Genomic DNA, 7,314 nt, shown 5'->3' with positions numbered 1-7,314 from the left:
CTGCGCCCGGCGCGCCGGCGCCGAGGTCGCCGGGCAGGTCCGCGGGCGCGGGGGCCGGCCACATGCCGTCGCGGCGCTCCGGCGCGTGCGACGAGCCGGACGGCGAGGCGAGGGCGTCGAAGGCGGCCGGCACGGCCTGGGGCCCGGTGACCACGGAAGGGGCCGGCAGCGGGTGCGGGCCGGAGACGGTCTGCGGGCCGGAGAGCGGGTGCGCCGCGGCCCGGTCGTCCGGCGCGTACGGCACCCGGACCGGCCCGGAGGGCGTCTCGATGATGCGCGAGGGCAGCGGCCCCGAGGGGATGTCCAGGGGCGGGAGCAGCCCGGCCGGGGTGGAGTCGTGCGGCGTGGGCATCGAGGAGGGCGCGCCGCGGCCCGGCACGCCGGCGCCGTGGGTGTGCAGGAGCCGCTCCAGCATGTCGGCCACCTGGGCGGCCGGGAGCCGGTCCGCCGGGTTCTTGCGGAGCAGGCCCTCGATGACCGGCAGCAGGGCGCCGGCCCGCTGCGGCCGGTTGGGCTCCTGCGTGAGCACCGCGCCGAGCACGGCCACCGCGTCCGGCCCCTCGTACGGCGGGCGGCCCTCCACGGCGGCGTACAGGGTCGCCCCGAACGACCACAGGTCGGCCGCGTGCGTGATCGGGCGGCCCTGCAGCCGCTCCGGCGGGATGTACGCCGGGGAGCCCATCAGCAGCCCGGTCTGGGTGATCGTGACGTCGCCCTCGATGGCGGCGATGCCGAAGTCGGTGAGCACGACCCGGTCGGCCGTGAGCAGCACGTTGCCGGGCTTCACGTCGCGGTGCAGGATGCCGGCGGCGTGGGCGTGGCGCAGCGCGTCGAGCACCCGGATGCCGATCTCGGCGGCCTGCACGACGGGCAGCGGCCCGCTCTGCCGCACGGCCTGCTCCAGCGACCAGGCGCGGACGAGCTCCATGACGATCCAGGGACGGCCGTCCTCCTCGACCACGTCGTGGACGGTCACGATGCCCGGGTGGCTGAGCCTGGCCGCCGAGCGCGCCTCGCGGAGCATCCGCCGGTGCGCCGCCTGGGCGCCGGCGTTGTCGAGGCCGAACGGCAGCAGCAGTTCCTTGACCGCGACGTCCCGGTCGAGCAGCACGTCGTGCGCGTGCCAGACCATCCCCATGCCCCCGCGGCCGACGGGTGACAGCAGCCGGTACCGGCGGCCCACCAGCCGTCCCTGCCCCTCGGGAGCCGCTCCGCCCGGTACGCCTCCCATGGGGCCCTGACCCTCCGGCATAGGGGGGACCATACCGAGCAGGCGATCGGTCGTCATAGAAAGGTCCCCAATTCGCGCGCGATCCGCATGATCCCCCGAACGGATCGTGCGAATTCCATCGGATATCTGAGGTCGGCCACCGATATTAGGGTCAAACGGCGGTCAAAGGGAATTCATCCGGCAGCCAAGGCCTCCAGCGCGGCGGTGAACGCCTCGGCCGGCGGGCTCACCAGACCCGCTCCGACCTGGCCGGTTCCGGCGACGCGGCCGGCGATGCCGGTGTTGACGACCGGCAGCAGCCCGGTGCGCGCCACGAGCGTCACATCGATCCCCACGGGCGTGCCGCGGAACCCGAGACCCGGGATCTGGTACGCCGGGTGCTCGGCCAGCGTGATCTCGTACATCGAGGTGGTGGCCGCCACGGCGTCCGACACGTCGCCGCCGACGAACCGCACGATGGCCGGCGAGGCCGCCATGGCGAAGCCGCCGAGCCCCGTCGTCTCGGTGATCGTGGAGTCCCCGATGTCCGGATTGGCGTCGTCCGGGCCGTACCCCCCGAGGTAGAGGCCGTCGGGCACCCCGGCGGGCCCGGTGAACCAGCGGTCCCCCAGGCCGGACACCTGGATTCCGAATTCCGTTCCATTGCGCGCCATCGCCACCACGAGGCTCGATCCCGGAACGTTCCGCGCGGCGTCGGCGCTGACTTTCGCCGCCGCCATTCCCGCGTTCAGGAAGAAATGATCATTTCCGTTGACGAAACGCAGGACCTCGGCCGCCCGGTCCGGCGCGGCCTCGACCACGGCCGGGGCGATCTCGCGCAGCAGCAGCGAGGTGGCCGCCCGGTTCCGGTTGTGCAGCTCGTCGCCCATCTGCAGGGCCTGGGCGATCAGGTTGCGCAGGTCCACCGGACCGGTGCGCTCCAGCGCCGCCGCCAGTACCGGCCCCAGCACCTCGCCCATCCAGCGCAGGCGGTCGACCACCTCGGGGCCGTACGCGCCGTACCGCAGGACCTTGCCGAGGCCCTCGTTGAGCGAGCAGTACGCGGTGCCGCCGTGCTCGGCGTCGGCGACCTCCAGCATCCACATGGACGGGCTCACCACGCCCGCCATCGGCCCGACCGTCCGGTGGTGGTGGCACGGGTCGAGCGTGATGCCGTCGCCGGACGCGAGCCGGGCCTCCGCCTCCTCGGGGGAGGTCGCCAGGCCCTCGACCAGCATGGCCCCGATGAGCGCCCCCCGCATCGGGCCGGACGCCCGCTCCCAGTCGATCGGCGGTCCCGCGTGGAAGAACGTGCCCTTCTCCAGGCCGAGGGCCTCACTGGCCGGCCGTACGCCGACGAGCCTGGGGCGGGCGGAGGTGAGCCGTCCCACGGCGACCTCGTTGGCCCGCGCGCGGCGCGGGTCGGCCAGCACGGCCGCGAGGGCCGAGGAGGCGCCGGGAAGCGGCGGGCGCCAGTCGACGGCCCGGCGCGGCACGGCCTGGCGGTCCAGGGCCTCGCCGAGGAGCTCGGCGCCGACCGTGATCACGCGCGGCTCGCCGTTCAGCATCGAGAGGGTCATCGGGCTCCTTGGGTCGGACGGTGGGTCGGCGGGGGACCGATCGGCGGCGGTCCCCGGCGGGTGGTCCGCGGCCGGGCCGCTCGTGGTCGGCGGCGGCGCGGGTGCGGGTGGCGGTTCGATGACGGTGGCCGGCGGTTCGGTGGCGGGTGGCCCGTGGCGAGTGGTTCGGTGGGGGCCGGCCCGCTGGTCAGCCCGTGGCGAGCGACCGCGCGTGGCGGGCGGCAGCCGCGTTCGAGGTGAACACGGCCGCCCCGGCGGCGCTGAGCCGTTCCGCCTGGCCGCGCAGGCCCTGCGGGTCGCCCTCGGTCCCGACGAGCGCCACGACCACCGCCACCCCGCGGGCGCGGGCCTCCTCGACGGCGGGCGCGAGCCTGGCCGCCGGGTCCGGGTCGGCGCCGTGGCCGAGGACGACGTCGAGCAGCGCGACCCCTTCGCGGACCCCCGCCAGCGCCTCCAGGCGCAGGGCGGGGTCGATCATCGGGTGCGCCCGGCCGCGCGTGTACTCGTCGTCGCCGTAGTCGGTGAACTCGCCCGTGCCGGCGATCAGCGCCGCCTCGGTGCACAGGGTGCCGCCGGAGTAGAGCCCGCGCAGCGGGCCGCGGCCGGGTTCCCGGCCACCCTCGGCCGGCCACGAGGGCCACTCGGGCACGTCCCGGCCGAGCGCGCGCAGCGTCTTCTCCGCGGCCGCCGTCAGGTCGTCCTGGCCGGGGCCGAGGAGCGCGGCGACGACCGGCGTGCCGAGGTCCAGAGCCTGGACGGCCCGGGCCACCTCGGGCGCGGGCGGCTTGGAGACCAGCACGATCAGCTCGGTGGCCGGGTCGGCGTCGAGGGCCCGCAGCGCCTGGACGGCGGAGCGGCCGCCCACGGCGGCGGACAGGTCGCGCCCGCCGACGCCGAGCAGGTGGCTGACGCCCACCCCGGCGAGGTCGAGCAGGCTCGTCACCTGCTGGGCGCCGGTGCCGGACGCGGCGACCACGCCCACCGGGCCGGGCCGCAGCACGTTGGCGAAGCCGAGCCCGGCCCCGCCGACCACGGCCGTGCCGCAGTCGGGGCCCATCACGAGCACGCCCTTCTCCAGCGCCCGGTCCTTCAGCAGGATCTCCTGCTCGACCGGCACGTTGTCGCTGAAGACCATGACCGACAGCCCGGCCTCCACGGCGTCCATCGCCTCGGCGAAGGCGTGCTCGCCCGGCACGCTGACGAGCACCACGTCGGCGTCCCAGCCGCGGGCCGCGGACCTCGTGGTGCGCGGGGCCGCCTCGCGCGTCCCGGAGCCGCCCGCCGGCTCGCGCGCCGCGAGCTGCCGTTCCAGCTCGGCGAGTGCCTCGGCGAGCTCGGCCTCCGACGACGCCCGGACCGCCACGAGCAGGTCGCCCGGGGTTGCCGCGGGGACGTCGAAGCCGAGGTCGCGCGCCAGCCCGGCGTTGAGCTCGGTCGCCATGGCGACGACGGCGACGGCCACGCCCGGCCGGGCGGCGAGTGCCTGGCTCACCCGCATCAGGCTCACCGAGTCGCGGTAGACCCCGGCGCGTACGTCGACCAGATCGTTCACGGGCGCTCCCTCAGGGACAGGACGGCGGACAGGCCGATGTGGACGCCCCACACCATGTCGGCGCCCGACGTGTGGCCGAGGTGGAGCAGCCGGGTGACGGCCGCCTCCAGCGGCTGATGCCCGGCGACGCCCCTCAGGACGCCGGTCACCTCGGGGCTGGCCTCGCCCCGGGCCGCGCAGTGCAGCAGGGTCGCCGAGATCGGCGTGGTGCGGGTGCGGGCGTCGTAGGTCACGGTGGCGGCCAGCCAGTCGGCCAGCCACACGGCGCGGGGGGCGCCGGCCGCCCGCCCGAGGTGCCGCAGCGCGACGAGCAGGCCCGCCAGCATGTCGTCCCCGCTCGGGGTCAGCCCGGGCCCGAGCCCGATCAGCCGTTCGGCCGCGGTGACGGCGTCGACCAGGCGGCCCGACAGGCAGCCCTGCGCGAGCAGCGCCGGGGCGCCCCCGGGGACGAGGCCGGGCTGCCGCGGCGACGCCTCGCGGAGCGCGGCGAGCCGGTCGGCGGCCTCGGCCGTGCGGTCCGGGTCGGCGGGAGCGAGCGGCGGCGCCGGGTCCCACCAGCGGCGGACGGTGATGCCGAGCCCGCCGATCTCGATCCCGCCGTCGCCCACCCAGCCGTCGTCGCCGGCCGAGAAGCCGTCCAGCGGCTCGCCCAGCACGACGGCGTTGGGCAGCCGGGTGCCCTCTCCGGTCACCAGCGCGATGACGTGGGGCTCGGTCTCGCTCCTGACCTCCAGGTAGACGGCGAGCGGGAAGGCCGCCAGCACGCGGGCCGGGCGGCGGGGAGACTCCAGAGCGGTGCGCAGCGCGACGCTGGCGGCTCCGCTGACGAACGCGGGGCTCGGCGGGACCCGGGACGCCGGCTCCCGCCGTGCTCTGGGGGCTCTCGGACGCGTGCCAACAGTCACCGGACCTCCTGAAGCCAGTCCTTGCCGACGCTAGAGCGCGGCCCGGACCCTCCGTACGGAGAAAGCTGCCAACAGTCGGCCCAAAGCTTGGCTCTTCCTGACAGGAAGGTCGTTCGGGCACAATCTTCCTGATACGTCCTGAACCTCGGGACCACCGGAGCACATCATGACGAACGACCCGGCACCCCCGGCCATGCGGCTGGCCAGCACTGGAACGATCCTCCACGGGGTGTCGGTCGGCGAGGTGCTGGGCGTGTCGACGCTGGCCGACGCCCGGCTCATCGCCGGCAAGAGCGGCCTCGACCGCATCGTCCAACGGCTCAACGTCATGGAGGTGCCGGACATCCTGGCGTGGGTCAAGCCCCACGAGCTGCTGCTGACCACGGGCTACCCGCTGCGCAACACGCCGCAGTCGCTCGACCGGCTGGTGGCCGACCTCGACGAGCGCGGCCTGGCCGCCCTGGCGATCAAGCTCGGGCGCTACCTGGACGAGCTGCCGGGGGAGATGGTCGAGCAGGCCGACCGGCTGGGGTTCCCGCTGATCCTGCTCCCGAACGACGTCGGCTTCGACGACATCCTCAACCAGGTGCTCACCGACATCCTGAACCGGCAGGCCGCCATCCTCGCCCGTACGGAGGAGGCCCACCGGGCGCTGGTGCAGATCGTGCTCGCCGGGGGAGGGATGCGGGAGGTGACGGCCGAGGTCGCCGGGCTGCTCCACGTCGCGGTCGCCGCGGTCGACGCGTCCGGGGCGGTGCTGGCCGCGGCCGGCGAGGCCGAGCAGGTCGCCATGCTCCGCGAGGTCCACACCACGGCGGGCCGGACGCCGGCCACCTCCCTCACCCCGGTGACCGGCGCGGACGGGCACTACGTCGCCGTCCCGGTCGTCGCGGGCGGCCACCACCACGGCAGGATCGTCGCGTTCGGCGCCCACGCCACCCTCAACCCCAGCGACGTGGGCATCCTGGAGCGCGCGGCCACGGTGGCGGCCCTGGTGATCACCCGCCAGGAGGCCGTCACCGCCGTCGAGAGCAAGTACCGGGCCGACTTCCTGCGCGACGTCCTCACCGGCCGGGGCGGCCTGCGGGTCGCCGAGCGCGCCCGGGCCTTCGGCTGGGACCTCGAACGGCCGGTCGCCGTGCTGGTCGCCGAGATCGACCCCGACGTCGAGGAGCGGTCGGTCCAGGACCGCATGCTCGCCGCGTGGCAGGGGTCGGTGCGCAAGCACGACCCGAAGGGCGCGGTGGCCGGGTTCTCCCACGAGGTGGTCGCCGTCGTGGGAGCCGGCGCCGACGCCCCGCGGGTGGCCAGGGACGCGCTGGCCGCGATCTCCGACGGCTCGTTCTCCACGGGCCTCAGCCGGGTCGCCACCGGCGTCGACGCGCTCCCCGGCGCGTACGGCCAGGCCCTGAAGGCCGCCAGGGTGGGGCGGCAGCTCCACGGCGCGGGGGCCGTCGCCCACTTCGACGAGCTGGGGGTCTACCGGCTGCTGTCGCTCGTCAACGACACCGACGAACTGCACGCGTTCGTCCGGGAGACGCTCGGCTCGCTGGCGGGCGACGACGACGCCGAGAACGCCGACCTGCGGCGCACCCTCCAGGTGCTGCTGGAGACCAACCTCAACGTGGCGGAGACGGCCCGGCGCCTGCACTTCCACTACAACACCCTGCGCTACCGCATCGGGAAGCTGGAGCGCCTGCTCGGCAACTTCACGGAGGACGCCCACCTGCGGCTGAACCTCACGCTCGCGCTGCATGTACTGCGGATGCGGGGCATCTGACCCCGCGTGCCTATGCTGGCGCGGTGAAGGAAGAATTCGAGCTGGAGAGCGAGCACATCCCCTTGTGCGACCTGCTCAAGTACTGCCAGATAGCCGAGAGCGGCGGCGCCGCCAAGCACTTCATCGCCGAGGGCAACGTTCGGGTGGACGGCGAGGTGGAGCTGCGCAAGGCCCGGAAGATACGCGCCGGGCAGGTCGTCAGCGGAGACGGGTTCGAGATCCACGTGGTCTGACGCCCCGGCCCGCGCCGCTTTGGCAGATCATGCCCATGTCTCGCGGCGGCGCCA

At 75.2% G+C, this 7,314-nt stretch carries 6 protein-coding genes; 2 read left to right on the top strand and 4 right to left on the bottom strand.

Annotated elements, in window-relative coordinates; genetic code table 11:
* From MPTA5024_RS28355 to MPTA5024_RS28340, 4 genes are all read right to left on the bottom strand, one after another.
* Positions 1-1,252 (bottom strand): serine/threonine-protein kinase (locus tag MPTA5024_RS28355; RefSeq protein WP_232326679.1); only part of this gene is annotated, 1,252 nt, incomplete at its 3' end.
* A 152-nt stretch (positions 1,253-1,404) separates the two neighbouring features.
* Positions 1,405-2,790 carry a DUF1116 domain-containing protein gene (locus MPTA5024_RS28350; protein WP_036330143.1) on the bottom strand — a complete coding sequence of 462 codons (1,386 nt, stop codon included), beginning with the start codon at positions 2,788-2,790 and terminating at the stop codon, positions 1,405-1,407.
* Between the two features lie 187 nt (positions 2,791-2,977).
* Entirely contained in the window at positions 2,978-4,342 is a 1,365-nt protein-coding gene (locus MPTA5024_RS28345; protein ID WP_036330141.1) for an FdrA family protein, read from the bottom strand.
* Entirely contained in the window at positions 4,339-5,247 is a 909-nt protein-coding gene (locus MPTA5024_RS28340; protein ID WP_036330139.1) for a DUF2877 domain-containing protein, read from the bottom strand. Before MPTA5024_RS28340 ends, MPTA5024_RS28345 begins: the two co-directional genes overlap by 4 nt.
* A gap of 166 nt (positions 5,248-5,413) precedes the next feature.
* On the opposite strand from MPTA5024_RS28340, the gene MPTA5024_RS28335 reads away from it, so the two are divergent.
* Complete coding sequence (locus MPTA5024_RS28335) at positions 5,414-7,027, top strand: PucR family transcriptional regulator (protein WP_036330138.1); 1,614 nt, start codon at positions 5,414-5,416, stop codon at positions 7,025-7,027.
* A gap of 23 nt (positions 7,028-7,050) precedes the next feature.
* A complete protein-coding gene (locus MPTA5024_RS28330) occupies positions 7,051-7,260 on the top strand; it encodes an RNA-binding S4 domain-containing protein (protein ID WP_036330137.1) in 210 nt (69 codons plus the stop codon).
* Positions 7,261-7,314 lie beyond the last annotated feature (54 nt).

Source organism: Microbispora sp. ATCC PTA-5024 (assembly GCF_000511135.2).
Taxonomy (GTDB): Bacteria; Actinomycetota; Actinomycetes; order Streptosporangiales; family Streptosporangiaceae; genus Microbispora; species Microbispora corallina.
The sequence above is the reverse complement of the archived record's forward strand: the minus strand, read 5'-3'. Positions and strand labels throughout refer to the sequence as shown.